Source organism: Marinomonas rhodophyticola, from assembly GCF_026113935.1.
Lineage (GTDB): Bacteria > Pseudomonadota > Gammaproteobacteria > Pseudomonadales > Marinomonadaceae > Marinomonas > Marinomonas rhodophyticola.
The window spans coordinates 519,579-544,439 of record NZ_JAPEUL010000007.1 but is presented as its reverse complement, the minus strand read 5'-3'; the positions used below and the strand labels follow the sequence as shown (position 1 = coordinate 544,439).

At 46.0% G+C, this 24,861-nt stretch carries 21 protein-coding genes; 6 read left to right on the top strand and 15 right to left on the bottom strand.

Annotated elements, in window-relative coordinates:
• Positions 1–38 precede the first annotated feature (38 nt).
• From ONZ52_RS11165 to ONZ52_RS11145, 5 genes are all read right to left on the bottom strand, one after another.
• Entirely contained in the window at positions 39–827 is a 789-nt protein-coding gene (locus ONZ52_RS11165; protein WP_265218688.1) for an ABC transporter permease, read from the bottom strand.
• A 1-nt stretch (position 828) separates the two neighbouring features.
• Entirely contained in the window at positions 829–1,641 is an 813-nt protein-coding gene (locus ONZ52_RS11160; RefSeq protein ID WP_265218687.1) for an ABC transporter permease, read from the bottom strand.
• 82 nt (positions 1,642–1,723) lie between these two features.
• Positions 1,724–2,731, bottom strand: coding sequence for an ABC transporter substrate-binding protein (locus ONZ52_RS11155; RefSeq protein ID WP_265218686.1), 1,008 nt, complete (start codon positions 2,729–2,731; stop codon positions 1,724–1,726).
• Positions 2,732–2,760: 29 nt separating this feature from the next.
• On the bottom strand, positions 2,761–3,768 hold the full coding sequence (locus tag ONZ52_RS11150) for a substrate-binding domain-containing protein (RefSeq protein WP_265218685.1): 1,008 nt from the start codon (positions 3,766–3,768) through the stop codon (positions 2,761–2,763).
• 274 nt (positions 3,769–4,042) lie between these two features.
• A complete protein-coding gene (locus tag ONZ52_RS11145; protein WP_265218684.1) occupies positions 4,043–4,831 on the bottom strand; it encodes a nucleoside-specific channel-forming Tsx family protein in 789 nt (262 codons plus the stop codon).
• Positions 4,832–5,252: 421 nt separating this feature from the next.
• Here ONZ52_RS11145 and yiaY point away from each other — a divergent pair, with 421 nt between their 5' ends.
• The 5 genes from yiaY to ONZ52_RS11120 all read left to right on the top strand — a co-directional run bounded on the left by yiaY (position 5,253) and on the right by ONZ52_RS11120 (position 10,597).
• Entirely contained in the window at positions 5,253–6,401 is a 1,149-nt protein-coding gene (gene yiaY / locus ONZ52_RS11140; protein WP_265218683.1) for an L-threonine dehydrogenase, read from the top strand.
• Positions 6,402–6,701: 300 nt separating this feature from the next.
• Entirely contained in the window at positions 6,702–8,888 is a 2,187-nt protein-coding gene (locus tag ONZ52_RS11135; RefSeq protein ID WP_265218681.1) for an OsmC domain/YcaO domain-containing protein, read from the top strand.
• Between the two features lie 119 nt (positions 8,889–9,007).
• The gene (locus tag ONZ52_RS11130; RefSeq protein WP_265218680.1) at positions 9,008–9,142 is read left to right on the top strand and encodes a hypothetical protein; all 135 of its coding nucleotides are present in this window, start codon (positions 9,008–9,010) and stop codon (positions 9,140–9,142) included.
• Positions 9,143–9,348: 206 nt separating this feature from the next.
• Complete coding sequence (locus tag ONZ52_RS11125; RefSeq protein ID WP_265218679.1) at positions 9,349–9,810, top strand: ankyrin repeat domain-containing protein; 462 nt, start codon at positions 9,349–9,351, stop codon at positions 9,808–9,810.
• Between the two features lie 25 nt (positions 9,811–9,835).
• Positions 9,836–10,597 (top strand): hypothetical protein, encoded by a 762-nt coding sequence (locus tag ONZ52_RS11120; RefSeq protein ID WP_265218678.1) that lies wholly within the window; start codon positions 9,836–9,838, stop codon positions 10,595–10,597.
• A gap of 76 nt (positions 10,598–10,673) precedes the next feature.
• On the opposite strand, the gene ONZ52_RS11115 is transcribed toward ONZ52_RS11120, so the two are convergent.
• Both ONZ52_RS11115 and ONZ52_RS11110 read right to left on the bottom strand, forming a co-directional pair.
• Entirely contained in the window at positions 10,674–11,570 is an 897-nt protein-coding gene (locus tag ONZ52_RS11115) for a bile acid:sodium symporter family protein (RefSeq protein WP_265218677.1), read from the bottom strand.
• A 38-nt stretch (positions 11,571–11,608) separates the two neighbouring features.
• Positions 11,609–13,360: an AMP-binding protein gene (locus ONZ52_RS11110; RefSeq protein ID WP_265218676.1), complete on the bottom strand. Its 1,752-nt coding sequence runs from the start codon at positions 13,358–13,360 to the stop codon at positions 11,609–11,611.
• 482 nt (positions 13,361–13,842) lie between these two features.
• Between ONZ52_RS11110 and ONZ52_RS11105 the strand changes: the two genes are divergently transcribed.
• Positions 13,843–15,933: a TonB-dependent siderophore receptor gene (locus ONZ52_RS11105; RefSeq protein WP_321160303.1), complete on the top strand. Its 2,091-nt coding sequence runs from the start codon at positions 13,843–13,845 to the stop codon at positions 15,931–15,933.
• A 20-nt stretch (positions 15,934–15,953) separates the two neighbouring features.
• Here ONZ52_RS11105 and ONZ52_RS11100 read toward each other — a convergent pair whose 3' ends face one another.
• The 8 genes from ONZ52_RS11100 to ONZ52_RS11065 form a co-directional block, all read right to left on the bottom strand.
• Entirely contained in the window at positions 15,954–16,784 is an 831-nt protein-coding gene (locus tag ONZ52_RS11100) for a cobalt-precorrin 5A hydrolase (protein WP_265218675.1), read from the bottom strand.
• Positions 16,781–17,521 (bottom strand): precorrin-2 C(20)-methyltransferase, encoded by a 741-nt coding sequence (cobI, locus tag ONZ52_RS11095; protein ID WP_265218674.1) that lies wholly within the window; start codon positions 17,519–17,521, stop codon positions 16,781–16,783. The genes ONZ52_RS11100 and cobI overlap by 4 nt, the downstream gene beginning before the upstream one ends.
• Positions 17,518–18,879 (bottom strand): precorrin-6y C5,15-methyltransferase (decarboxylating) subunit CbiE, encoded by a 1,362-nt coding sequence (gene cbiE, locus ONZ52_RS11090; RefSeq protein WP_265218673.1) that lies wholly within the window; start codon positions 18,877–18,879, stop codon positions 17,518–17,520. The genes cobI and cbiE overlap by 4 nt, the downstream gene beginning before the upstream one ends.
• Before the next feature lie 153 nt (positions 18,880–19,032).
• Entirely contained in the window at positions 19,033–19,698 is a 666-nt protein-coding gene (locus ONZ52_RS11085; protein WP_265218672.1) for a precorrin-8X methylmutase, read from the bottom strand.
• Positions 19,695–20,483, bottom strand: coding sequence for a precorrin-6A/cobalt-precorrin-6A reductase (locus tag ONZ52_RS11080; protein ID WP_265218671.1), 789 nt, complete (start codon positions 20,481–20,483; stop codon positions 19,695–19,697). The genes ONZ52_RS11085 and ONZ52_RS11080 overlap by 4 nt, the downstream gene beginning before the upstream one ends.
• The gene (locus tag ONZ52_RS11075) at positions 20,480–21,616 is read right to left on the bottom strand and encodes a cobalt-precorrin-5B (C(1))-methyltransferase (RefSeq protein WP_265218670.1); all 1,137 of its coding nucleotides are present in this window, start codon (positions 21,614–21,616) and stop codon (positions 20,480–20,482) included. Before ONZ52_RS11075 ends, ONZ52_RS11080 begins: the two co-directional genes overlap by 4 nt.
• Positions 21,617–21,622: 6 nt before the next feature.
• Positions 21,623–22,957 (bottom strand): cobyrinic acid a,c-diamide synthase CobB, encoded by a 1,335-nt coding sequence (locus ONZ52_RS11070; protein ID WP_265218669.1) that lies wholly within the window; start codon positions 22,955–22,957, stop codon positions 21,623–21,625.
• 42 nt (positions 22,958–22,999) lie between these two features.
• A complete protein-coding gene (locus ONZ52_RS11065) occupies positions 23,000–24,784 on the bottom strand; it encodes an ATP-binding protein (RefSeq protein WP_265218668.1) in 1,785 nt (594 codons plus the stop codon).
• Positions 24,785–24,861 lie beyond the last annotated feature (77 nt).

The window sequence follows — 24,861 nt, the reverse complement described above, 5'->3', positions numbered from 1 at the left end:
ACTCATCTTGTTTATTCGTAGATGCGGCTAAATTCGTATTAAGCCGTGCGTTTAGGTTTGCGATTCAGCCATTGCGCCGCGATCAATAAAGGCAAAATCATTCCTAGAAAAATCAACGTATAGGCTGAACTGACTTCCAACCGCATGGAGGCATATGAATCCGCCAAACCAACTGGCAAGGTCTTAGTCAGTGGTGTATGCAACATCCACGTCAGGTTAAATTCCCCAGCGGACAAGGTCAGTGTCATTAAGACGCCACTGACAATACCTGTTTTGCAATTGGGCACGATGACATGAAAAAAACGCTGCCAGAAGCTTGCTCCCAAACTAGCAGCACCTTCTTCCAAAACGCGAAAATTGATACTTTGTAAAACCGCCAATACCGACTTCACCATGAACGGCAACGTAAAAATCACATGCCCAACTAAGATAAAGAGCCAGCTCATACGAAACTCACTGATACCGCCATAAACAGAAATCAAACCAAGCGCAATAGCCATACCGGGAATGGCGATGGGTAGCGTCAAACATTCATCCAAAAACGCTGATAATTTGCTGCGTGTTCGGGCTAAATAATAGGCACAAGGCACGCCTACGCAGAGATTCACCAAAGTAGTCACCAAGGCAATTCCCATGGTTAACCAAATGGTATCGGAATACAGTGCCCACACCTGCTCAACCCAACGAAAGGTCAAACCGCTCTTGATTCCAACAAAATAGTTATTGGTCAGGCCTGCCGTAATCGACATAAAAATCGGCACAATCAAGAAAGCACAAACAAGCAAGGTGAAAGTAAGCTGCAGATAAAAATACACACCCTTTTTCATATCAGCCTCCCATTCCTAATGACGAACCACCTTGGCGACGCGCGATGGTCAAACACAGCCACGTGATAAAACCTAGGATCAAGCTCAGCGCCGCCGCCATGGCAAAGTTCGCATTCAATGTAAACTCGGTATAAATCGTCATCGGCAATACATTTAAGTTGGTCGCCAAAGTAAACGCTGTACCAAACGCACCCATAGAAGTGGCAAAACAAATTGAGCCAGAGGAAATCAACCCCGGCGTTAATGCAGGCAAAGTCACATCTCGCAATAACTGCCAGCGATTGGCACCTAACGAGCGACCCGCTTCAATCAAGTTATGATCCAGTTTCTCCGCCGCACCCATTACGGTAAGCACGACACGAGGAATGGAGAAGTACAAATAGCCAATAAAAAGACCTGAAATAGAATAGGCAAGCGTCCAGCGTTCGCCCGTCAAAGCAAGGCCAAGTTCAGCAAATAAACCTTGTCGCCCCGCCAACATAATGACAAAAAAACCAATCACCACACCAGGAAACACCAACGGAAAACTCAACATGGCGACCAATATCGATTTGCCTTTGAACTCATAGCGAGTCAAAAACAACCCCACAATAGTAGCAATCACCAAACTAGCAATGGTCACCACAGCAGACAGCAGAAAGGTCGACCAAAGGCTTTTTAAATACATCGGCTTGGTCAAGATGTACCAATAGCTAATGCCATGCTGCTCAGCCAATGAAAGCCATACCAGCTTCGCCATTGGCAATAGAAAAAATGCCAGACTGACAATCAGCGCGGGAATAATGAGTAGAAGATATTGCTTATTTTGCTTCATAAAAACATGTCATTACCAGGTGACTTAAACAGGATCCAGTGCAAAAAAGAGCGGTCTACGTACCGCTCTTTCCATCATGGAATTAACGAACTTCGTTTAAATAGCGCTGAGAAAAATCACCTTGAGCCTCTGCCATTTGGGCAAAATCGACGGTTTTCGCGCGCTCATAGTCTGATGCCGGAAGGAACTTCGCTTCAATATCAGGCGTCATCGCAGAAGCGATAACGGGGCGAAGATAAGCTTCAGCCCAGACTTGCTGACCTTTATCGGATAAAACAAAATCCAATACTTTGTGGCCATTGTCTGGCTGCGGTGAGTTCTTCACCGCACTCATCACATAAGGCACAACAACAGAACCTTCTTGAGGAATGACAAACTGAATATTTGCGCCATCCTTGTATTTGGCACGGTATGCGTTGAAGTCGTAATCAAGCAAAATAGGAATCTCTCCCGAAATAACACGCGCATAGGCGGTTTGTTTTGGCACGATGGGGTGGTTCTTAGCCAGTTTTTTGAAATAATCAATCGCAGGGGTAAAGTTACTCATGTCGCCACCGAACGACTGGTTAATCGCCACCGCACCAGCATAACCAACGAAGGCACTAGTCGGATCAAGATAAGCGACCATTCCCTTATATTCTGGCTTTAAAAGATCGTTCCATGATTGTGGAACGGGTCTACCATCAAGCGCGTCTTTATTAACAAAAAAACCAATGGTGCCAGAATGGATCGCAAACCAGCGACCTTGAGGGTCCTTCAAGCCTTGAGGAATTTTGTCCCAGTTTTTCGGTTTATAGGATGCAACAACACCCTTTTCTGCCGCTTTGATCCCAAAAGACACACCATAATAAACAACATCCGCTACCGGACTGTTTTCCTCTGCGACTAATTGCGACAAAGACTGGCCCGAGTTTTTATTATCCATTGGGATAGAAATACCTAGCTCTTTTTTGATCAATTCAAGCTGTCCACCCCAATTCGCCCATTCCGGTGGACAGTTGTAACAAATCGCATCCGCTGCGTAGGACGCTCCTGTTGTCAGTCCCAACGATAGAACCGCTAATGTCGACACTTTTTTAAAGATACTCATCCAACTTTCTCCTCTATTTAAAGAACGCTTCACATTATGGATGGCTGACATTCAGCCACAGTCCCCACAAAGTGGGTTTGGTAATCTAACTTTCTTGCTAAAGACAACGCCGCGTTATGCTTAGCGTTAAACAACAGGTCCACCGCACACAGTCCCATGTCATGATGCGGTACCTGGATCGTGGCTAATGGTGGATACAAAATTTGCCCCAACGCCATGCCATCAAAACCGATCACAGAAACAGACTCTGGTACAGAGACACCTTTGGATTTGAGATGGTTTACTAGCTTCAATGCCAACAAATCGTTACTGCAAAACCACGCAGTAGGAGCACTAGGCGAATCAAAAAATGACCATTGGGTTTGATTGAAAGGGGTTAACGCATATTGATCGACTTCCATCAACAGTGCTGAGGATAGTGCGGCTTCTTTGTTGAGCCGCTCAGTGAATCCTAAATAGCGCTGTTTTGCTCTATCGGACGATTGAAAACGCCCCGCGACCATACCAATCTTGCGATGCCCCAAAGACAGCAGGTGCTCTGCCACATCGCAACCAGCCTGATAGTTGTCAACATAAACACACGGTTCATCTGAGGATTGGTTATGAACCAAGCAGAAAGGAAAGCGGAACTCTCGCAGTAAAGATAAGGCCTCGTTGTCTTCTACTGACGTCGTTGTCAAAATCACCCCTATAACACGTTGGCGAATCAGATCAATAATGGCCTGTTTTTCACGGCTGCGCTCATATTGGGTATCGACCACAACGACAGAGTAGCCAAAATGCCAGGCTCGTTGCTGAATACCTGCCACAATTTCCGAAAAGACCGGATTCAGCAAACTGGGAATCATCACCCCTATGGTTGGATTATGATTCCAATCCACTTGCTTAGAAGAATGATTGGCATCGTATCCAGTCAACTCGATCACTTTTTCAATACGTGCCCGAACGACGTCACTTAAGGGTGCGGTCTTGTTTAGGCACCGTGAGACTGTCGCGGGAGAAACCCCTGCTAATGCAGCGACATCTTTAATGTTCATGACAACTCACCTTCTGCGACAACCTTAGATGCAGCGAAGTATAGAAATCATAAGTGACGAATTTGTGACAAAAAAAGACACTTGACGGCAAATTAAAAGATTTTAAACGCTTTTTATCTGCCATTTCACGGAATTTAGCGTATGAAACACAATCATTTCATCACTAAAACGCGACATAAAAAAGATTAAAAAATAGACAAAAAAACCAACCATCGATATTTAAAATCGATAATTGGTTTTTATGCGTTATCCCTTTATTACCACTAATGCGGTATTAGAATTTATACGTCGCTGAGATGTAATGTGATACACCAGAAGATTTGAATCCAGAACTGTCTTCAATACCGTAAACATCTTTGTAAATTTTTAAGCCATAACCCAATGCGTATTGCTTAGAGTGCCAGTACAAACCTTGGAAAGTTGCACCACCATCAGTCGCTGTTACGTAATCGCTGTCCATACCAAACTGATAATCTACATAACCTTGGTAAGCTAAAAATGAACCATTATCAAAGTTTACAATAGGCTTAAACCAATTTGCTGAAAACTGATAGCCATTCCAACCATTGCGGTTACCAAAACTTTTATCATACAAAGAGTAAATGTTCATGCCTACTTTGCCTAACCAAGGCACGTTCACATCTGCCCCCAAACCAATAAAAGAATTGTTGGTTCCATCTTGTCCACCGTCTAAACTAAACAACGTTGAGACATAAAGTTCTTGTACGGCACCGAAAGATAAATCCTTTCCTGTCATACCATCCAAAGAAAAGCGCGGCGCCAACTTAAGAAACATCTTATCGTCATCTGCTTTATCACTGCTGTCGCTTGACGTCACGTTGAATATATCTAGATAACCATAAAGATCAACAATACCAGAACGGCCGCCAAACTCTATTTCTAGATAGTCATGACTTGATTCACCAGGTAGCTCATCAAAGGCATACATCAAGTTAAATTGACGCCAAGAATAATCGTTCTTATGAATATCATCAGAATAATCTGCCGCAAAACCGGTACTAGCGAGCACCATGGTAGACAAGCCTAAAAGTGTTTTACGCATTTGTTTCGCCCCATTCAATACTGTGTGATTAATGTGAATATATTATGACCAATTGGTCAGAAATATGCATATTACAGACTTTTGAAGGTGACGCAATATAATTTAAATACGGTTTAAAATTAAATTTTATTGCACAAAAATGGAATAAATAGACATTTTATTGCACCAAAATAGCAATATATCGAAAAGCTCAAGACATAAGGGTTTAACCCAAAATCCAGTGGAAATTGATTTTTTTTAGCATAACATCGCACCTCATTGGTGCTCATAAAATATAAGCTAAAAAATCTCTCTGGCTACAAATTTAGCTCAATTAGCCAATAACGTGTTCTAGATCAAATCAATTCATAGCATTCAGCTCCACAATAGTGTCGTAGACAGTTTGAACATACTTCCGATACACTTAAAAAAGGGGAACACCATGAGCAGCACATTTTACATTCCTGCCGTAAACATCATGGGAGAAAAGGCGCTGAATGACGCGGTTGAACAAATCGAAAGTCTTGGTTTTAAACAGGCGCTGATCGTGACGGATCCGGGTATGACCCAGCTAGGTGTGACCGCAGAAGTCAAAGCCTTGCTACAAGACCATGGAATCGAAAGCTTAGTGTACGATGGCGTACAACCTAACCCAACGGTAGAAAACGTTAACGCTGGTTTAGCGGCACTGCAAACTCACCAATGTGATTGTGTGATTTCTCTCGGAGGTGGTTCGGCTCACGATTGCGCTAAAGGTATTGCGTTGGTTGCCACGAACGGCGGTCACATTAGCGACTATGAAGGAGTGGACGTTTCTAAAAAACCTCAACTCCCCTTGATCAGCATTAACACTACCGCAGGCACAGCGTCTGAAATGACACGTTTCTGTATTATTACCGACCAAGAGCGTCACATCAAAATGGCTATTGTTGATCGCAACGTAACGCCCATTTTGTCGGTAAACGATCCACGATTAATGGCCGGTATGCCGGCCGCTCTCACCGCCGCAACGGGCATGGACGCACTTACTCACGCCATCGAAGCTTATGTATCAACAGCGGCCGATCCAATCACCGACGCTTGTGCTATTAAAGCCATTGAACTGATCCGTGATAACTTACACGAAGCCGTTCATAACGGCAGTAATATGCAAGCTCGCACACAAATGGCTTATGCTCAATTTTTAGCTGGCATGGCATTTAATAACGCATCACTGGGTTATGTGCATGCTATGGCACATCAATTGGGTGGCTTCTACGACTTACCACACGGCGTTTGTAATGCTGTGTTATTACCTCATGTGCAGCGCTATAACAGTCAAGTGGCCGCGCCGCGCCTAAAAGATGTCGGCAAAGCATTGGGCGTCGATGTGCAAGGATTGAGTGATAAAGACGGTGCCGATGCAGCCATTGCGGCGATCGTCAAGCTGTCTCAAAGCGTGAATATCCCAGCTGGCTTACAAGAGTTGGGGGCAAAAGAAGCAGACTTCGCCACCTTAGCCAGCAACGCCATGAAAGACGCTTGTGGATTTACTAACCCAATCCAACCAAGCCATGATGACGTGATGGCTATTTTTAAAGCTGCTATGTGACATCTAGCACTGTCGTTAATGTATCCTACATATTGGTTACCGTAAAAAAGCCTTATCGATCACGCATCGATAAGGCTTTTTTATATAACACATTTAGTCTATTAGAAGCTCTAGCTCAACCAGTGATAGATCACGAAATCACTACTCTAAAGACATAACAAATTGCCGGTGTCAGAAGCTAAATCAATGTAGTTTTGCACGATTTAATTTTACTCTACCTTACTTATCACCGATAATTCTTCAATAACATCTGGTCAGCCAGCTGCACACACATCTCCTATTCAACGGACACCCAATTCAATGGAAATCAAAGTTAATTTTCTCGACAATCTACGACTTGAAGCCAAGTTTGACGATTTTACTGTGATCACCGACCAGCCGATTCGCTACAAAGGCGATGGCTCTGCGCCAAGTCCATTTGATTATTTTTTAGCGTCTTCCGCATTGTGTGCAGCGTATTTTGTCAAGGTCTACTGCAAAGCACGTGACATCTCAACGGATAATATCCGTTTGTCACAAAATAACATTGTGGATCCAGAAGATCGCTACAACCAGATTTTCCAAATTCAAGTCGAGTTACCAGACGACATTTCTGATAAAGATCGCGAAGGCATTTTGCGCTCTATTGATCGTTGTACCGTAAAAAAAGTGGTACAGACTGGGCCTGAGTTTAAAATTGAAACCGTTGACAACCTAGACGCAGACGCTAACGCTATGTTGATGGGCAACTTCGACGCTACGGCAAGCACGGTGATTCTTGGTAAAGACTTACCGCTTGAACAAACCATTGCCAATATGACCGCCATGCTCGCCGACCTCGGCATGAAGATTGAAATTTCCTCTTGGCGCAACATAGTGCCGAATGTTTGGTCTTTGCATATTCGTGACGCCGCATCGCCTATGTGCTTTACCAATGGCAAAGGCGCCTCCAAAGAAAGTGCGCTGTGTTCCGCTCTGGGTGAGTTCATTGAGCGTTTGAACAACAATTTTTTCTATAATGATCAATTCTTTGGCACCGACGTCGCTAACAGCGAATTCGTGCATTATCCAAATGAAAAATGGTTTGCCCTCACCAAAGACGACTCCTTACCAGAAGGCATCTTAGATGACTACTGCTTGGCTATTTATAACCCAGACGATGAGCTTCGCGGCTCGCACTTAATCGACACAAATTCTGGCAATAAAAAACGCGGAATTTGCACCATTCCATATACACGTAAATCCGATGGTGAAACGGTTTATTTCCCATCCAACCTGATCGAAAACCTCTTCCTCAGTAACGGTATGAGCGCGGGCAACAACCAGCAAGAAGCGCAAGTTCAATGCTTGTCGGAAATTCTAGAGCGTGCGGTAAAACGCCAAATAATTGAAGACGAAATTGTCTTGCCAGATGTCCCCATGGCTGTGTTAGAAAAATACCCGAGCATCCTTGCGGGCATCAAAGAATTGGAAGAACAAGGCTTTCCTATTGTGGTAAAAGACGCTTCGCTTGGTGGCCAATTCCCTGTGATGAATGTCACCCTGATGAACCCAAAAACGGGCGGCGTGTTTGCCTCATTTGGTGCCCATCCAAGCTTGGAAGTGGCCCTAGAACGCTGCCTCACGGAATTATTACAAGGACGCAGCTTTGAAGGCTTAAACGACATACCCAAGCCGACATTTAACAGTCTGGCCGTGACCGAGCCAGAAAACTTTGTCGAGCACTTTATTGACTCAACAGGCGTCATTTCTTGGCGCTTCTTTAGCAGCAAACACGACTACGACTTCTGTGAATGGGATTTTTCTGGCTCCAGCCAAGAAGAGGCTGACGCCCTATTTGGCATCTTAGAGGACCTAGGCAAAGAAGTGTATGTGGCCGAACTTAGTGATTTAGGCGCCTCAGCGTGTCGGATTCTGGTGCCCGATTATTCCGAAGTCTACCCAGTAGAAGACCTAGTGTGGGACAACACCAACAAAGCGCTGGATTATCGCGAAGACATTTTAAACCTGCATATACTCAGTGATAAACAGCTCGCTAAATTAGTAAATCGTCTTGAAGAAAGCCAACTGGACAACTACACAGACATTGCCACTCTGATTGGCATCGTATTCGATGACAATACCGTCTGGGGGCAGCTGACCATCATGGAGCTGAAAATCCTCATCTATTTGGCGCTTGGTGAACACGAAGAAGCTCTCGAGTTGGTTAGCGAATTTCTACAGTTTAACGACAACACTGCAAAACGCGGTCTCTTCTATCAAGCGATGAATTGTGTATTGGAAGTCACCCTAGATGAAGACCTAGAACTGGACGACTTTATGCATAACTTTACCCGTATGTTCGGCAAAGAAGTAATGGAAAACGTCGTGGGTTCCGTCACAGGCGAGGTACGTTTTTACGGTTTGAGCAAAACCAGCATGCAACTCGAAGGTATTGAACCGCACCTACGCCTAATCGAAAGCTATAAAAAACTACACCAAGCTCGTAAAGCCAACGCAGCTAAATAACACTACGAATCAAAAAGGCCTGTTGGAAGCCAACACCCTTTCGATTAAGCCAAGCCGATAAGTGGTATTTTCAGCCCCTCTGGTTTATGATTTTTATATCAAAAACTGAGGGGCTCGATATGGTCTATCGTCTTATAAATAGTTCGGCCATACTGCTATTTGTCATGCTATTCCTGTCTGGCTGTGCCATGTCAGGGCTAGATGCCCAAACTCGCCAATACGTCGCCATCTATCAACTGGGTGAGACCGCTTAAAAGATGCCACAGACACTCAAGCCGTAAAGATCATTAATACAACAAGCAACTCAGAGCAAATCACTTTAGGTGGTATCATTGGTCTCTGGGATCAACGTCCTGCGTTACTGAATGCCGCATTAGCAAAGGGGTTTCAACCCAACCAACCGATACCTAATCGTCTGTTTATTAGCTACCCACAAAGCGACTTCACCAAACCGTCACCCTTGTCTGCCGCCTACGCTTTAATGCCATTGCCACCGATAGGATCGACGATTGATAATCGTGCCCAAATCACCCCTGCCATGTTGGTACGCAACATGACATCGTTTGAACGCTTGGTAAGCGCTGGCGCTGGCGCAGACTACAACCCAACGACACTGAACATCGCTTTAAAAATCGCCACCATCTACGGTGAAAGCCCTCAACTGGCAGAGCATTTATTGGCTATGGGTGGAAATTTGCAGGCCGACTTGAATACAGACATTCCTCCCCTCATCATTTCACTTGCCAGTCAAGGAAAGCCACAAATGATGCAATGGCTATTGGCACAAGGGACCGATCCTAACAGCCGTTTTAGCACACCGGCGAATCGCCGCTATTACAATCTAGCCGGAGGACCACCATTTTACAGCTATTTACTGGACGCTACGCCTCTTTTACTTTTTGCCAACCTACACACCAGATGACAGCAGCCGACAACGTGCCATAGAAATGGCGAAGGTACTCATCGATGCTGGTGCGAATGTTAATACCACAGCCACCTTCAGCTATAGTATACAGAATGATCAGCCCATCGCAGGCTGGACGCCCTTACATACCTATCACATGCACTTAAATCACACATACGGAAATCCAGAACTGGTCAACTTTCTGATTACTAAAGGCGCAAACCCTCAAGCACTAACCAGCACGGCGCAAACTCCAGCACAAGTGACGGGGTTAATGGAACGAACCCAACAGCAAATTGTTGCTTTAGACGATCAACGTCGCCGTCAACAAGAACAACAAACCGCCCAAGCAAAACAGCAAGAACAAACAGATTCAGGCAATGTCTTTGGTAAGGTAATCGCCATAACGGGACTCACCGCAGTGGGGGCAGCCGCCAGCAATACTGGCGTTGACTCAAGTTCCGTGGTGGACATTGTCGGCAGTGGCATTGCCGATATAATGACGGATGGACGTGCTGGCGGTATTCAACAAGCGCAACAACGCCAACAGGCTCAAGCAAATACCGCCACACAAAATAACACAGTACCTTCCATCACATCTGCCAGTTTTCAAACAGAAAGTTACCGTGTAAGCTGCCCCTCAGGCGTAAGCAACGACATCCCCTTACGCTACAAAACCCAACAGTGCCGTACCGCGATGATAGACTTTGCCACCGCATATTCTTGCAATGACTACCAACGATTCGAACAAGTGCACACCGCCTGTGACCAAGCCTGCGGATCAGTGAATTGTCTACAAGAATAGGTAGACAATGGAAAAATTGCAGCAATCAAGATAAAGAGACAGTGTCGATTGACACTGTCTCTTTATCTATAAAATATTAAGAAGGTTCTACTTTCGCTTGATCTCTTGCCTGCTCTTCACGATAAGTAATTTTGCGATAAAGAACCGTTACCCAAGTAGAATTCAATACAATAAAAAGCGAATACATTACCGGTATCAACAAAATGAGCTGCTGTGTTTCACCTGCAAACGTCATGATGACAATAAGGGCGGCTAAAGGTCCATTTTGAATGCCTGTTTCCAAAGAAACGGTGCGTGCTTTTTGTGTACTCAACTTCATCACTCTCGAAAATAGATAACCAAATAAAAAGCCAACCAAGCCAAGTAAAATCACAGCGGCGTAAACTTGCCAACTGGTTTCCATCAGTAATCGCCAATTACGTGGCGCCCAAGTCACCACTAGAAAGAGTATCACTACCGCCCCGAGTAAGCCGCCCATAAGCTCAATAATCGCGCCAACGTTCGCATTTTTCCGCCTTAACCACATACCTAATAAAGTGGGAATAAGTAGTAAAAATAACAGCCGCGCGATTTGATCCGGCGGAATCCTAAAGGCATCATCGATACCCTGCGTGTAGAGCGCCATCCATATAGGCACTAAAATGAATCCTGCCAGTGTTGAGCAAATCGTCATCATGATACTCAAACTCAGTAAACTCTTGGAAAAGTACGCAAAAATATTCGATGTAGTGCCACCTGGCATGCATCCCATCAGCACCAATCCTACCGTCTGCTCCGTCGACAAATTGAGGAGCCAAGCAAGGGCAAACGCGATAAAGGGCATAAGCAAATATTGCGATAAAAAACCGATACCAATCGCTTGTGGATGACGCATGGATAACTTGAAGTCTTTAAACGTTAGCGACGCCCCCATACCAAACATAATGATCACCATCATGATGGATAATAAACTTTCTTCAAATGGACTTAACATATCGCCCTATCTCCGATACCAGATTTTTATCATTATTGTTAAGCTGCTTTTTCACTTTTAACAGCCAAGGCACGAACGTCTTTACGCAATACTTTACCAACCGGTGTTTTTGGCAAATCCTCCCTGAAAACAATTTTTTTGGGCACTTTATACGCCGCTAATTCTGTTTTGCAGTGCTTGATAATATCTTGAGCACTCAGACCCGATTCCCTCAACACCACATAAGCATGAACCGCTTCACCCGTTAGGTCATCAGGTACACCAATGACGGCGGATTCTTGCACCTGAGATAATCGTGCTATCGCGTCCTCGACTTCATTGGGATACACATTAAAACCGCTCACTAAAATCATGTCCTTTTTACGATCCACGATATGAAAATGACCGTCTTCGGACATGGTGCCGATATCCCCCGTATATAACCAACCGTCTTTTAAGACCTGTGCCGTTTCCTCTGGACGATTCCAATAGCCCTTCATGATCTGAGGACCACGGGCAATAATTTCCCCAGCGTCTCCCAAACCTACCGTGGCGCCGTTGTTATCGACTATACGCACCTCAGTTAAAGGCGCAGGAATACCAATACTGTTCTCTCGTTCATGACCAATCGGATTAAAACAAATAACAGGAGAGCTTTCGGTTAATCCATACCCTTCTGCGATGGGTGTCCCCACTACAGAGCGCCAACGTGCTGCGACAGATTTATGCAATGCCGCCCCACCAGCCAAAGCGACCTTCATCGTTTTAGGAGGATAAACCGTGAACCATTCTTCGTTTAACAAGGCGTTAAACAGTGTATTAACACCTGATATCCAAGTAATGGGGTAATTATCAAATGCTCGTTGGCAGTTTTGAATAGGACGAGGACTAGGAACTAATATGTTGTGAGCGCCTTTGTGATAAAAGGCCAATAAATTCACCGTAAAAGCGAAAATATGATACATAGGCAAAGCGGTTAAAATACACTCTTTACCCGCCTCAATGTGACTGCCTGCCACCGAGTTAACCTGTTCAAGATTACTCAGTAAATTCCCGTGCGTTAACACAGCACCTTTGCTCACGCCTGTCGTGCCGCCAGTGTATTGCAACAAGGCCGTTTCTTCCCGTTGCAGACCTTGCCAATAAGCAGAAACATCAAGGTTTTGTTCTTTCTGAGTTTTGCGACCTGCCTCAATGGCAGCGTCCAACCATTGCGCATTAAGATTATGCCTTGGAATGGCCTTATTCCAATACTTCAGCACCAGGTTTAAAACACCACGAATAAGTGGCGAAAACCATTGGGAGATAGAAGTTAAGACAACATGTTTAACTCCGGTGTTCGCCAAGATATCTTCTAACTTATCAGCAAACATATCAATAATAACCAGAGCGGTTGCGCCAGAATCATTAAACTGATGTGTCATTTCTCGTCGTGTGTACAGAGGGTTCACATTGACCAACACGCAACCCGCCTTGAGAATACCAAAGGCAGCAGCAGGCAAAGCCAAACAGTTTGGCATTTGTACCGCCACCCGATCGCCCGCTTTTAGACCCAGCGTTTCACGCAGGTAAACAGCAAAGGCATCTGACATTTCATCGACTTGTGAGTAAGTAAGATGGCCATTCATGCCATTGGGCATACAGGTAGTAAACGCTTTCTGCTCTTTATAATTTTGTGCCGCTGCCACAACCATCGCAGGGATACTGGAAAAATGCTTTTCTTGGGGTTGATCCGTGACATGGTCAGCGCTGGTCGCCATACTATAAAACGGAGTCCAAGGTGCGCTGTCATAAATATGATCGTTTGACATGAAAGCCCTCTCTTTGCAGAGTCCTGATTCATCAACAGACTCATATTGTTATTATTATTCGACACCGAAAAACGAAAACAGTTCTTCCAACAGTAGGACAACCATCAAATTAAACCATCATCGAAAACAAGATGTTATACAAGCACCAGACACTAAGAAATCAACACTTTAAAGAAAGTACACACCCTTTCAATAATCAAGTTAGGCATGTCATTTAAGGGAAGCAAGCTGTAAGACTCATTGATTTTTATCTGTTTTTATTTCCGGTTCCTCTCCGCTGTTTTGCCAGCAATACCTACTCTATTTTCAAACCTCCCCACGCACAAACCCTCTTTGAAGCGCATAAAGATATTTAATATCAGCATAAAAATACAAACTACTACATCAAAATAATGAGATAATGAAAACCATTAGCATTACTAGCATTAATCTTATATAACATTCTAAAGCACGATAAAAGAATCACTGGGAATACCATCACCATGTCACACACCTCAAGAACATCACTGAATAGACAAATTAGAAATACATTTCTACCCTCCATCCTAATCGTCACAAGCAGTGGCGCATTTTCTGCAGAAGAAAATTCAGATAGCGGTTATACTTTTGACACAATAGAAGTCAGCACTTCTGTATTAAAAGTCGATAGCCCCGCACAAGAACCCCCCAAATCATTGTCTGTGGTTAATCAAGAAGACCTAGTAACGCACGCGCCTCAAAAATTGGACGAAGCTTTACGCTATACATCAGGCGTTTTATCACAACCATACGGGGCTGATAATGATACAGATTGGTTTAAAGTCAGAGGGTTTGATGCCGCAACGTATTTGGACGGCAGCCGGCTCTTCCGAGATGGTTACTACACTTGGCTGTTAGAGCCATACGGACTAGAAAAAATAGAAGTACTAAAAGGCCCATCCTCTATTCTATATGGCGAAGCACCTCCAGGTGGCCTTGTGAATGCCGTACAGAAAAAACCAACAGACGTAACTCAGAAAGAACTCCAACTCGAGGTAGGTAATAACAACTATCATGCTGTTACCTTTGATATTTCTGATTCATTACAATCTGGTAATAAGGTGAAATACAGAATAGTAGGGGCTTTTAAGGAAAATGACGGCCAACTGAATGGGACTGAAAATACGCGCCATTACTTAGCACCTAGCGTAACGTTAGCGCTTTCAGAGCAAACGCGCCTTACAATTCTAGCGACGTTTTTAGAAGATGACGGCACACCAACCAACCCTTTCTTCCCCGCAGCGGGAACCATTATACGCTCTTCAAATGGCGCAATTTCGCCATCTACCAACTTAGGTGAACCTGATTACGATAAATACAAACGCAAGCAAGCTTCTTTAGGGTATCTCCTTGAACACGATGTAAACGAGACTTGGACACTGTCTCAAAAGCTCAATTACGGTTACAACGATTTGTACCTTCGTAGCTCCTACGCTTTTCCAAACGCGGATGTAAATACTACCTCTATTGGTCGAGGGATTGTTTTTCGCGATGGCACCAACGAAAGCTTAACATTTGACAACCAAGCCGTTGCCGAATGGTCTTCAGACCGAATTGAAAACACCCTCTTAATTGGTTTAGACCTTCAGCGTCATGAGACAGATGGTATTGAGCAAGATAACTATAGCTTTGGGAGTATCAACCCTTACAACCCTGTATATGGAAATTACAATCCGCTCAACTCAGCGAACAACATTGACCGTAATATCGAAAAATCCCAAGCCAGTCTCTATTCTCAATATCAAATCAAACTCGACCAACAGTGGATAGGTCTGATTGGCGGACGATACGATGACATAAAGACCACAAACCACAACAAAACGAGCAATAAGGAAGAATCTCGTAGCGACAAAGAATTTTCAACCAATGCGGGCGTGATGTTCATAGCGGACAATGGTTTATCACCCTATTTAAGTTATGCAGAGTCATTCGACGTACTCACAACAATAGACACTACCACCAACCAACTTTATAAACCCCTAGAAGGTAAGCAAGTTGAACTTGGTGTAAAATATACCCCAGAGAGCATTGATGGCTATATAAACCTAGCATTGTTCGACTTGACACAAAAAAATGCACTAGTCACTCAAAACAATGTGACAACACAAGCAGGTAAAGTGACCTCTCAAGGCATTGAGTTAGAAGGTACGGCGGCTATTACAAGCAATACCAAACTCAGTCTTACTTACACCTACACCGATGCCCAAACGAACAAAACAGCAGATAATCAGAAAAAACAAGCAGGGATGATTCCAAGACACATGGCATCCGCTTGGTTGAGTGTAAAGGGCGCCGCATTTAACATGCCAGCGTGGTCTTTTGGTAGCGGTATACGTTATGTTGGCGAATCAAAAGATAACCCAGAAAACAGCAACCTCACTGTCCCTAGTGTTACCTTACTGGATATAATGGCCTCCTACACTATTAATGATAAATGGAGTGCACAGCTCAACATCAACAACGCAATAGATAAAGAATATATTTCTGCTTGTGATTATTACTGTTACTACGGTCAATCAAGATCCATCGTACTCAGTACAAAATATCGCTGGTAAGTATTAAAAGGGTCAAGAGTTCAAGGGGGATTCAAGGAATCAAAATGGTTGTTTTTTATACTATTTTGATTTTCTCCCCTTGAATCAAACCCTCTCGCCACCGCGCAGGTCGCTTTGGCGTTTTTGATTTTATTTAAGATAAGCTCTGGCTCTGTACCCGTTGCCATTTGAGCCGCTAACAACGCGGAGGATTCGGCGACGCCATAGACGCCGACGGTGTTGAAAATATAGTCAGATTTGGTGCTGAGCAGTGGTTCCATGGGGGCGAGTTGTTGGGCGCTGTAGGTGTTGAAGTCCCAGTGGTATTTTGCTGCGAGGGCGATGAGGTTGGTCTCGTCGGCTTTGATGTCGATGCTGTTTAAAGAGTGGATTTGGTTTGGCGTTAAGCCTTTTTGCGCTAGAGAGTCGAGCATGAGGCTTTCGAGAAATTCCAAAGGGCAATGGCGTTCGCAGCCCATTCCCAAGGTATAAATAGGATTCAAGTAAGGTTTCGCTGTGGTCATCACCAGCTGTGCGCCAAGGGAGTTTGCCACTTGCGCGCCCCACTCGTTCGCACCACCTTCATGACCCGATAACAACGGAATGACAAACTTACCTTCCTCGTCCAATACCAACACTGGCGGGTCTTGATACTTGTCTTGCAGCACGGGCGCGAGGGTGCGCATAACAATGCCTGTGGCGCAAATAAATACCAGCCAGTCACCGTTTTTAAATGCTGTTTGAACAAACTCAGCAAAGGGTTTTGGCTTGTAGTTGACGACCGCATCGGGCCAATGATTGCGCTGACGATTAGACAAAAGCGCATTCGCTAGACGTTCGCCTGCGGGCGTTAATGCAATAAAGCGTATCACCTTGTGCCCCGCTCGCTTTTGGTCACCACGAACAAGGAAAAATACGGCCCAGCCTTGTCTTCTAAGGTGGATACATCGCGCACAATACGTTCGTTTTCACGGCCAATGTATTCCAGATATTTCGCATCTTGCATGCGGTTGGTTTTGCGCAGCGCCATGAGAATACGCGGGCGCGCACGCCCAGCTTTCATGATAACCACACTGTCGTGCTGTGCTAAGGCCATATCAATTTGCTCAGCAGTATGGCGCCCACTAACGACGGCAAAAGATTCTTTTAGCACGGTTAGCGGATGATTCAAGGCGGACGATGCGGCGTTGATAGATGACACACCAGGCACGACTTGGCATTGGAAATCGCCTTCTAGACGCTCTAGTAAATACGCAAAAGAGCCAAAAAACAACGGATCGCCTTCACACAAGAAAACCACGTCTTTACCTTGTAATAATTCATTGGCAATGGCTTTTGCGCCATTATCGTACGCTTCGTTTGCCAATGATCGATCCGTCGACATCGGCATCACAATAGCAATTTCGTTCTGCGCATGAGTAACGCCTGCAAAGGCTTCGCTGGCGATGGTTTTCGCCTGAGAGCCGCCTTCGTCGTTAGCAAGATAACTCACCACACTAGCGCGCTGAATCAGGCGCAAGGCTTTTAAAGTGATCAATTCTGGATCACCGGGGCCGACGCCCACACCAATGAATCGGCCTGTTTTTTGCGATACTTCCAAGGCACTCATTGTACGTTTTCCTTATGATTGCTATTGATGGCCGATGTGGTGGCCGTCATTTTTCTAAAATGATAAAGCATGACTGGTAAACTGGGACGAAATAATCGCTGTCCTGCCAATCGTTCGCCTTTGGCAACGGACACTTGCAAGCTTTGTTCGTCTGCATCTTGCGCGTCGTCACGCTGTTTGGCGAATTGCATAACTTGGTATTTAGTTTCTTCGGTGACAGCGCTGACCATTAAACTGCCGTCAACAGGCAACAACTCCCACACTTGAGCCATCAGAGCTCTCAACTCGCCATCGCTGCCGCCAATAAATACTTTATTGGGTTTGCCGTGTTGTGCGTTGTTACCAGCAAGCAAATTGCCAGCAAGTAAATCCACCAGCGCATCCGGTGCTCTCCCTGCGATAATAGACAAGTTCTGCACCACACCAAAACGCGCTTGGTTAGCCGTTAAACAGGCCAAACGGTCTGGGTGATGTTCAATGGCAATGATCTGACTGCGCGGATGCCAATAGGCCATTTCCACACTCACGCCACCACAACCCGCGCCAATGTCCCACACCGTATCGCCTTGCTCGATATTCATGTAAGACAAAATCGCCAAGCGCACTTCCCGCTTGGTAATCATGCCTTTGCCATCGCCCTTATCTGTCACAAAAGACGCATCGGGAATACCAACCGCGCTAGGATAAAGTGAGGCTTGCTGGCTGGTTTTTAAAACAATCACATTGAGCGGATCACATTCTAACGCGGTTTCCATCAAAGATTCTGCAACAAAAGTACGGACTTGTTCTTGCGCATAACCCAAGGCTTCACACACGGTAATCTCGCTTTGATCCAGCCCTGCTTTTATGCACTCTTCGGCGATATGTTTCGGCTGGCTGTATTGATCGGTCAGCAATACTAAGGTTTTATTCGACTGCAAATGACGACGCAAAGACACCAATGGACGACCGTGTAAGCTCACCACTTGCACGTCTTGCAAGGATAAACCGAGACGATGACACGCCATTTGAATGCTCGAAACATTCGGGTAAAAGCGCAAAGACTCAAGAGAAAAAGTGCGCATTAACCAAGCGCCTATACCGTAATACAAAGGATCGCCAGAGGCCAATACGACCACTTGTTCTACGCCTTCAGATTGCCAAGCGGCAAACGCGTCTTTCAACATGCTGAGTTTGGGCAGATCTTCACGACGAGCCAGATGAGAATAGTGTGAAATGGTTTCATGCTGACGTGGGGAACCTAAAACAACATCATTCACCGACAAGCTCGCTAAGACAGCTTGCGCCGCATCATCCAAATGCGCTACTTGATTAACGCCCAAACCGATAACATGGATTGGCATTTGTGTGTGTTTCATAAACCTACTTCCATTCAATGCCATTCAATTAAGCTAGGTGGATTAACGAGAGTAAAAAACGGATAACAAGAACCTTGGTATTTGATTCACGCTGACGCGTTGAGCTTGCGAAACAGGCGCAAGTGCATTGAATACCAAGGCTCATGGAATGCATTAATAATACTCGCCAATATTACAACGCAACAAAGCATTGCAACTGGCCGAGGTGACCGCACTGCCGCCCATGCGCCCGAGCAAGGTGATACATTCAATACCGAGCTTTTCGTGTGCCTGCCAAAGCGCCTCTTTCGATTCCGCCGCACCGACAAACCCCACCGGCATGCCAATAATCAAAGCCGGTTTTGGCGCGCCTTGCTCGATCATTTCCAACAAGCGAAACAAGGCGGTTGGTGCGTTACCGATCAATACCACGCTGCCAGCAAGGTCATTTTGCCACAAACTCAACGCGGCCATAGAACGGGTTTCACCTTTGCTTTTCGCCAATTCTGCTGTACGTGCATCGTTCAAAAAACACAAGGGTTCTCGCGTTATCATGCGTTTGGTCACGCCTTGCTTGACCATTTCCACGTCGCACAAAATCGCACAATGATTGGCTAACGCTTCACGTCCGGCTTGAGTGGCATTGGCACTGAAGCGTACTTGCTCAGCCACATCTGGCAAACCCAAACTGTGCACCACGCGCATCACCACTTGTTGCTGATCTTGGCTCAAGCCAGACAAATCCGTTAACTCACGGATCTGACGAAAGCTCTCACTCTCAATGGCTTGAGGGTTATTTTCGTATTGATAGTTGTATTGATAGTCGTCTGAAGGCGTCACTGTTGGCTGCTTTTTTGTTGATGCTTAAAATGGGTAGAAGCCTTGCCCCAAGCAGCTAGACAAGCTTGCAGGCATGCTTCTGTGTCATTAAATTCACGCTCGGCTTCTGACAAGAGGGGGCGAGCATGCAATAAAACGGGAATGGATAATTCGCGCGCTGCTTCGAGCTTTGAATAGGTCGCCGCACCGCCGCTGTTTTTACTGACGATGACGTCGATGCCATGATCCACTAATAATTGACGCTCGTCTTCTAAGGCAAATGGCCCAATGGCTTTTATCCAATGGATGTTGTCTGGCAAAGAAAACTTGGGTTCAACCGCTGTTCGCCAAACAATGCGTTCGACACTGGGCAATTGCAAAATACACTCAAGTAAGGCTTCGCTCATTTGTCCAGCGCTTAACAATGGCCGACGACAGCCCGCTAACTGAGCCAATAAATCGGCTTCGTCCTGATAATCTTGCCAACGATCGCCCTCTTCTTGTTGCCAAGCAGGACGATGAAAACGCCAGCAAGGAATGCCGACTTCTTTGGCTGCTATTACGGCTTTACTGCTCATGGTTTGCGCGTAAGGATGGGTCACATCTAATATCGCGCCAATGTTATGGTCTGTTAAATACTGAGCCAAACCACCAAATTGGGTAAATCCGCCGACCACCAATTGGCAGTCCACCTTGGGCACGCGAACCAACCCCGCCAAGCTGTAAATGACGCTTAAACCCTCTTTGTGTAATGCGTCAGCCAAGTGGCGTGCATCGGCAGTACCGCCTAATAATAAAATCTTCATGGCTCGTGCCTTTTTTTCCTAGTGGAATCCAACGCTTTGCCAACAAATTGGCCTTTGCGGTCAATCGCCCAGACTTCCAGTTCTATGTGGACAGGAATGTATTTTCTGGCAAAGTCTAAGGCTTGCTGACAAATAGCATCAGCCAGTGGCAAACCTTCTGACATGGCAAATGACAAGGCCTCTACACTGGTATTGGCGTTTGCCATGCGTTCTTGTAAGGTGTCATCGGCGCCCAAACTGGCGGCCAATTGTGCCAAGGCACCAAGGTCGATGCTGGATACTCGACTGTTTAAATCCATATGATGCTGAGCCAACTTACTGATTTTACCAAAGCCCCCACAAATACTTAACTTAGTCAGTTGAGCGGGTGCGGTGGCTTCGACTTTTTTAATGTGCTTTAACACAGCGCCGACAAAGTCACCCATTTCAATCAAAGCCATGTCATCCAGCTGATAATGGCTTTTTATCGCGTCTTCACTGGCGTTACCGGTCGTGGCCGCAATGTGTGTCAATTGATTCGCTCGCGCTACATCGATGCCTTGATGAATAGAAGCAATGTAAGCCGCACAGGAAAAAGGCCGTACTATGCCTGTGGTGCCTAAAATCGATAAGCCGCCTACAATCCCTAAACGTGGATTCATGGTTTTTTGCGCGATTTGTTCCCCATTGACCACACCAACGGACACATCGAAACCGCCAACATATTGGTAGGTTTGCGCAAAGCCTTCTAAGTGTTCGGTCATCATCTTACGCGGCACAGGATTGATCGCGGCTTCGCCCACATCAAGCAGCAATCCGGTTCGCGTCACTGTGCCAACGCCTTGCGCCGCATGAAAACGCACACCTTGCTCTGACGATAATCTCAGTTCGACAAACAAGGTCGCGCCATGAGTCGCGTCTGGGTCGTCTCCAGCGTCTTTGATGGTGGCGGTTTTGATGCCACCGTCTATTTTTTGGTATTCAATAATAGGCAAATCAACCACTTTGCCTTTGGGTAAAGTGACACTCACGCTGGCCTCTTGTTGTTGCGCAAAAAGTGCTTGTGCGGCGGCAACACAACAGGCTGTCGCGCACGTTCCAGTGGTTAAACCCGTACGCAGCGGCGCGGGGGATTCTGCACTTTCTGGCCACATAACTCGCTAGTCCTGCGAATTCGCTAAAAAGAGCTTAGCGGTCGCATCAAGGTTAGACGGGAAAAACAGATGCAAGTAACTGGCGGTTAAACCTTTCTGCTGATAAATCGCTTCCCCTGGGGCTGGGTGTCTTTGTCGACGACCATAGCCGACCGGTACAGGCGTATTGGCGCTGCGAGATCTATGGTGAGCGTGCCCGCGAATGTCCCCTTGCGGCGTCACGGCCGTTTGCATACCTTGGCAACCACGTTTCCCCCGCATCGCGCCTTGGCCTGCTAAAATTCCCAACATAGGGTATTCGTTTTCCTCTAAATCTGTGAGCGTCTCTAAGCTATAAAGCATGCCACCACATTCCGCCAAGATGCCTTTGCCTGCCTGATAAAAATCTTGAATGGCTTGACGCATGGCGGTGTTCTCAGACAGAGTTTTGCTGTGCAACTCAGGATAACCACCCGGCAACCAAAGGGCATCGGCCTTAGGCAAAGCTTGATCATGCAAGGGAGAGAAAAACACCAGTTCCGCGCCTAAGCTTTTCAACGCAATTAGGTTAGCATCATAGATAAAGCTGAAGGCCGCGTCTTTGGCCACCGCGATGGTTTTGCCTAACAAGTGTTGCTCGATGGTTTGTTCAGCGTCTACTTGGTTTGCAGAGTAAAAAGGCACCGCATTTGGCAAGCTTAACAAACCGGTATCTTGCGTTTTTTGTAACCATTCCACAGCGGCTTCAAAGCGAATTTCTAGTTCATCTTTCACTTCGTCCGCTTGCACCAAACCCAAATGGCGTTCAGGCAAGGTAATCTCGTCATCACGCTTTAACGTCGCAAGCAAAGGCAGGCTTGCAGGCAGTGCATCGCGAATCAATTCAGCATGACGTTCGCTGCCACATCGGTTAGCAATCAAGCCGGCCACTTGCACGTCATCACGAAAATTTGCCAAGCCTGTCGCTACTGCTGCTGCGGTTTGCGCCATGCCTTTAACGTCCATAACAATCGCCATGGGAATACCAAAACGCGCCGCCAAATCGGCACTAGAGGGTTCGCCATCAAACATGCCCATGGCGCCTTCTATCAAGATCAAATCCGCTATTTGTGCCGCTTGGTACAGTTTGTCTTGGCAGTAGTCTTCCCCTGCCATCCAAATATCAAGCTGTTCAACTGGCTGCTTAGAAGCTTGCGCTAAAATTTGTGGATCAAGGTAATCTGTACTCGTTTTGAAGACGCGAACCACTTTGCCCTTATTGGTAAAATAACGTGCTAAGGCCGCGGTAATGGTAGTTTTCCCTTGATTCGACGCGGGCGCCGTCAAAAATAGCGCGGGACAATGAACGACAGAAGTGGTCATAAAACAGTCTCTAAAAGTGTCTAACAGTTCTCTAAAAGTTTTTTAATAGTTCTCTAATAAAGAACTCAATAATACGTATTGCGCACCCAAATGCTGGGCAATATCTTGACCTCGACCACGCTTAACTGGCGCATTTTCAGTATCGATCAACACCGTATTGCCCTGTAAAACAAGATCTGACACATCCGCTTGGGTGCGGCCATCGGTCAATATGTAAGTTTGGCTGTTTAAACCCGTCGTTGCCTTGTGTTGTTGGGCCAAATACTGACTGGCATTTTCTATGGCAACACGAAACGGCGTACCACCACCCGCGCCCAAATCTTCCAATAAATCGGCAATTTCTTTGGGAGCACGAACTTTGGGCAAAATCGACGCCACACCGTCTTGCCCAAAACCTAAAATAGCGATCTGTTCTCGGGCCAAATAGGCACGGTTGGCAATGTCTAAAATTACCCCCTTGGCTTGAGCAAACACGCCTTGGCTCAAAGTTGACGCCGAGGTATCTAACAACACCAAGTGCAAAACGGCCTGCCCTGTTTTAGCCGGTTTATGAATCAGCTCTTTCGGCGGCCAAGCTTGTGGCTGACTGATAATACTACGAAACCAATCAATGCCATCGGCTGACGAACTCTCTACAGGGTGCGCAACATCAGGACGATAACCACTCAGCTGCTTGCCTTTGCGCTTTCCCGGCGCCACCCCATCAACACGAGCAAGTGTTGAGCTTTGTCCGTTTGACTCGATTTGCACCCCCACGTTAATCGGTGCACTACTAGCAAGCGCGTGCGGCTCCATACTTCCCCATTCACCGGAACCATTGTGCTCATTTGTCTGATTATCTTGAGAACTTTCTTGACCTTGTGGCTGATTACCTTTGTTTTGCGAAGACGAACGCGAACTATCAGGACGACGAGACGGCGGTGGGCTTGGAGGCGATGACTGATTATGTGTTTTAACTTGGCGTCTATGTCTCAATACCAACTCTTCCACAGCTTGAATATCGTCCAAGACGACGGCTTTTGCACCACGCCAAGCGGCATGAGTCATCGCCGCTCGAATCCAAACAATATCGCCACGCACGCCATCAATATTGGCTAAATGACAACGCCTTGCTACTTCCAAACGCAACTCGTCAGAGCAACGCACCTGTTCTAAGGCGTGTCTTGCTAAGCGAATACTGTTTTTTAAATTACGTTGTTTATACTTAAAAGCGTCACAAAATGCCTGGGGATCTTGGTCATACTCATCGCGCAAACGTACGATCTGTACACGCTCTTCAAGACTATATTGATTGCTCAAGGCCACCATTAAACCAAAGCGGTCTTTTAGCTGTGGACGCAATTCACCTTCGTCAGGGTTCATGGTACCCACTAATAAAAAACGCGCTGCGTGTTCATGACTGATACCATCACGTTCAATACGATTCACACCACTGGCCGACACATCCAAAAGTTGATCGACCAAATGATCCGCCAGCAGATTCACTTCGTCCACATACAACACGCCGCCATGGGCTTTGCTCAACAATCCGGGCTTAAAAGCGACCTGTTTGTCTTGCAAAACGTGCTCTAAATCCAGCGCGCCAAGCAAACGGTCTTCACTGGTCCCCAGTGGCAAAGTCGCAAAAGGGGCTAAATGTTCGCCGTCTAGCGATGGCATGACCCCAGACAAACCGCGAGCCAAGGTAGACTTGGCCGATCCTCGTGGACCGCTGATCAAAACACCACCAATATGTGGGTTAATCGCACACAAAATCAATGCCAGTTTAAGCGGCTCTTGCCCTGCTACTGCGGTAAAAGGAAAGTCACTGGAGGCTAAACGGGTCATGGAACTACCTGTTGTGGTTCGTTAAGGTCAAAAAGAAAAATCACCCTTTATTGTAGGCGTTTTCCCTATGATTTGTC

What these genes read in the sequence shown, in the direction of transcription:
- ONZ52_RS11075 (WP_265218670.1), bottom strand. Translation starts at nt 21,616, where the DNA reads ATGTGGCCAGAAAGTGCAGAATCCCCCGCGCCGCTGCGTACGGGTTTA.
- ONZ52_RS11130 (WP_265218680.1), top strand. Translation starts at nt 9,008, where the DNA reads ATGGTCTATCGTCTTATAAATAGTTCGGCCATACTGCTATTTGTCATG.
- ONZ52_RS11160 (WP_265218687.1), bottom strand. Translation starts at nt 1,641, where the DNA reads ATGAAGCAAAATAAGCAATATCTTCTACTCATTATTCCCGCGCTGATT.
- cobI (WP_265218674.1), bottom strand. Translation starts at nt 17,521, where the DNA reads ATGAGTGCCTTGGAAGTATCGCAAAAAACAGGCCGATTCATTGGTGTG.
- ONZ52_RS11120 (WP_265218678.1), top strand. Translation starts at nt 9,836, where the DNA reads ATGGCGAAGGTACTCATCGATGCTGGTGCGAATGTTAATACCACAGCC.
- ONZ52_RS11155 (WP_265218686.1), bottom strand. Translation starts at nt 2,731, where the DNA reads ATGAGTATCTTTAAAAAAGTGTCGACATTAGCGGTTCTATCGTTGGGA.
- cbiE (WP_265218673.1), bottom strand. Translation starts at nt 18,879, where the DNA reads ATGAAACACACACAAATGCCAATCCATGTTATCGGTTTGGGCGTTAAT.
- ONZ52_RS11135 (WP_265218681.1), top strand. Translation starts at nt 6,702, where the DNA reads ATGGAAATCAAAGTTAATTTTCTCGACAATCTACGACTTGAAGCCAAG.
- ONZ52_RS11115 (WP_265218677.1), bottom strand. Translation starts at nt 11,570, where the DNA reads ATGTTAAGTCCATTTGAAGAAAGTTTATTATCCATCATGATGGTGATC.
- ONZ52_RS11110 (WP_265218676.1), bottom strand. Translation starts at nt 13,360, where the DNA reads ATGTCAAACGATCATATTTATGACAGCGCACCTTGGACTCCGTTTTAT.
- ONZ52_RS11105 (WP_321160303.1), top strand. Translation starts at nt 13,843, where the DNA reads ATGTCACACACCTCAAGAACATCACTGAATAGACAAATTAGAAATACA.
- yiaY (WP_265218683.1), top strand. Translation starts at nt 5,253, where the DNA reads ATGAGCAGCACATTTTACATTCCTGCCGTAAACATCATGGGAGAAAAG.
- ONZ52_RS11070 (WP_265218669.1), bottom strand. Translation starts at nt 22,957, where the DNA reads ATGACCACTTCTGTCGTTCATTGTCCCGCGCTATTTTTGACGGCGCCC.
- ONZ52_RS11150 (WP_265218685.1), bottom strand. Translation starts at nt 3,768, where the DNA reads ATGAACATTAAAGATGTCGCTGCATTAGCAGGGGTTTCTCCCGCGACA.
- ONZ52_RS11065 (WP_265218668.1), bottom strand. Translation starts at nt 24,784, where the DNA reads ATGACCCGTTTAGCCTCCAGTGACTTTCCTTTTACCGCAGTAGCAGGG.
- ONZ52_RS11145 (WP_265218684.1), bottom strand. Translation starts at nt 4,831, where the DNA reads ATGCGTAAAACACTTTTAGGCTTGTCTACCATGGTGCTCGCTAGTACC.
- ONZ52_RS11080 (WP_265218671.1), bottom strand. Translation starts at nt 20,483, where the DNA reads ATGAAGATTTTATTATTAGGCGGTACTGCCGATGCACGCCACTTGGCT.
- ONZ52_RS11165 (WP_265218688.1), bottom strand. Translation starts at nt 827, where the DNA reads ATGAAAAAGGGTGTGTATTTTTATCTGCAGCTTACTTTCACCTTGCTT.